Source organism: Ectothiorhodospira sp. 9100 (assembly GCF_022227565.1).
GTDB classification, from domain to species: domain Bacteria; phylum Pseudomonadota; class Gammaproteobacteria; order Ectothiorhodospirales; family Ectothiorhodospiraceae; genus Ectothiorhodospira; species Ectothiorhodospira marina.
The window spans coordinates 1-1403 of the sequence record NZ_JAJNAN010000109.1; the positions used below are offsets into that span (position 1 = coordinate 1).

Here is a 1403-nt window from a genome sequence, read left to right on the forward strand (position 1 = left end):
GCGATATAGAGGGAGGAGGAAGTATGTCTGATCCATTATCATTAAACGTGATCGAATCGGAGTTCTCCGAGAATTCCGAAGCATGGGTGTTGCAGGATCGGCAGCCTGAGAAGTACCTGACTATACCTCATCCAAGGTATCCTGGGAGGCACCCAATCCACTTCTTCCTGAAAAAAGAAGATGCACAGGACGTACTTCAAGAGATTGTTGAAGTCAATCCAGATTTAGCTGATAAAGAAATCTATCCTGTTAATGTGAAGCTTCTTCAGGCATGTCGCGGTATTGCAGCGAATCAAGATCCTGGCAATGCGGATGGTTTTGTTGTACATCCACCGAACGAAGTCTATGAGTTCCTACAAGGAAAAAATCGCTAACAACAGCGTCAACTCGGAACGGCTTACCCTCCGCGTTCGCTACGGGTAACCCGCCCGGTTACGCTGGACGTTAGCATCCATTAAATAGGAGAAAAAATGAAAATTCGTGAGATTGAAAACAAAGCATGGAGCATGGATGGTATAAGAATCGTCATTCGAGGAAATGAGAATGAAGATCTAGGCGAGTATACACAAAAGAATGCAGCACAGGCTAATTGGAGTGTTACAAAGTATTTAGACACTCGGATAAAGCCTCTTATTGGTGGCCATGCTGCTATTGTACTGATGGGGGATGGAGAGCAGCCACATGGAAGAACATTACTTAGCTCTGTTCGAGATTCTTACAGCCATAGCTAGAGTTCAAAATGCTAACAAGGCAAATTCAGCCGACGCGCCAAAGGCGCGCGCGGCTGATTTGCAACGTTAGCTGATGAGCACAAAAAGCACACAATGTGCTATCTTTTGACCCATGAAACCTATCACATGGAACTCTGAGAAGAACAAGCTTCTCCAAGCAGAAAGGAACGTCTCTTTCGAGGATGTGGTTTTGCACATCTCGGTTGGAGGCATCCTGGATACGTTCGAGCACCCGAATCAGGAGCGATATCCAGGGCAACAAATTCATGTGATTGAGATAGAGGGGTATGCGTATTTGGTGCCCTTTGTGGAGTCAGAGGATGAGGTTTTTCTGAAAACGATCATCCCGAGCCGGAAAGCGACCAAAACCTATTTGGGAGGTCCAAAATGAGTAGGCTGGATAAAGAAGAGCAGGAAATTATGGATGCATTCGAGGCGGGAGAGTTGCAGCGGTCTCCAGCCAGTGAAGACAGGAAAGCGCGGCATCAACAGTACGCCGAGGCCATGTTCAAGAAAGATGCCCGTATCAACATAAGACTCTCCTCCAAGGATCTTAGGGGGCTCCAGAAGAAAGCCCTGGCGGAAGGCATCCCTTACCAAACACTTGTTGCCAGCATCCTTCATAAATATGTGGAAGGTCGCTTGCACGAGGATCGATAGCTAACCCTAACC

3 protein-coding genes are annotated in these 1403 nt (G+C 47.0%); all 3 read left to right on the forward strand.

The genetic code is table 11. The annotated features are described in order from the left end of the window. Nucleotides 1–374 (forward strand): hypothetical protein (locus LPW29_RS15110; RefSeq protein WP_238628699.1); only part of this gene is annotated, 374 nt, incomplete at its 5' end. 96 nt (nucleotides 375–470) lie between these two features. After that, the gene (locus tag LPW29_RS15115) at nucleotides 471–731 is read left to right on the forward strand and encodes a hypothetical protein (RefSeq protein WP_238628700.1); all 261 of its coding nucleotides are present in this window, start codon (nucleotides 471–473) and stop codon (nucleotides 729–731) included. Nucleotides 732–1118: 387 nt separating this feature from the next. After that, on the forward strand, nucleotides 1119–1391 hold the full coding sequence (locus LPW29_RS15125; protein WP_238628702.1) for an antitoxin: 273 nt from the start codon (nucleotides 1119–1121) through the stop codon (nucleotides 1389–1391). Nucleotides 1392–1403: the final 12 nt, after the last annotated feature.

Coding starts and splice junctions, on each gene's coding strand:
- LPW29_RS15115 (WP_238628700.1), top strand. CDS start 471: ATGAAAATTCGTGAGATTGAAAACAAAGCATGGAGCATGGATGGTATA.
- LPW29_RS15125 (WP_238628702.1), top strand. CDS start 1,119: ATGAGTAGGCTGGATAAAGAAGAGCAGGAAATTATGGATGCATTCGAG.